1 protein-coding gene is annotated in these 897 nt (G+C 45.8%); it reads right to left on the bottom strand.

Annotated elements, in window-relative coordinates:
- Positions 1-207: 207 nt before the first annotated feature.
- The coding region (locus ACS8FC_RS15735) for a phosphotransferase (protein ID WP_439297460.1) at positions 208-897 on the bottom strand (690 nt) is incomplete at its 5' end.

Consider the following 897-nt stretch of genomic DNA (forward strand, 5'->3'; position numbering starts at 1 on the left):
CATACCTGGAATAGCGCTGAGCGGCTGCAAGGACACGGTGATGCCGTTATTACGTAGTAGGTTGGCGTGCAGCTCACCTTGCATATTGGTATCAAAGCGCGCCAGTTTGTGCCAGTTATCAACTTGATCGGTCATGGGGTCGCCTCTAAGGTTTCGGTACTAAAATTAGTACTAGCATTGGTACTAGAATAAATGAATAAGCAACGCTTACGATAATTGATCTAGCGCATATTCTTTGATTGCAAACTCACTACTATTTAATGTTTCCTGCGCTTGCTCAGCTTGGGTGATACTGCTAAACACACCGACTATTTGATTGTCTGGTTTGTTTAATAGTACAAATACGGTATTTTGCGATTTTTCAACATGCGCCCAATGGTAAGCGGCCAGACGTTTCATCAAGTCAGGGTTTTTGACCATGATATTATCACCCGTACGGCCTTCGGTACGATTGTAGTGAATCACATTGAGGCGCAATAACCAAAAAATCACCGCCGCTTTTGCCAGCATAACAGGTAGTGCACGGTTTTCATCACTGTTTAGCGGGCGGATCGATTCATAACCTTGTAAGAACGCCGCCATTTTACTGCGGTCAAAGTTCACAGATTCGCCTTGTTCTGCAACGCCCCACGTGGTACAAAAATCATTGATAGTGATCGCAATATCCATCACGTAATGCTCGACGCTGACTTCGGTAAAGTCCAACAGGCCCGTCAAACGCGCTTCGCCTTTTTGTAGATTCCATAAGGTATTGTCGGCAAACATATCTAAATGGCACAGACCTTTTGGCAAAGTTGCCAGTGGTAATTCGGAATAAGAGCGCCAGATATCGCTCATCAGCTTGGCTTCGTCACCTGGCATGAACTGCATTTCACGGTCACGCACGTCGCTCCATGG

The organism is Psychrobacter sp. 1Y4 (genome assembly GCF_051847555.1).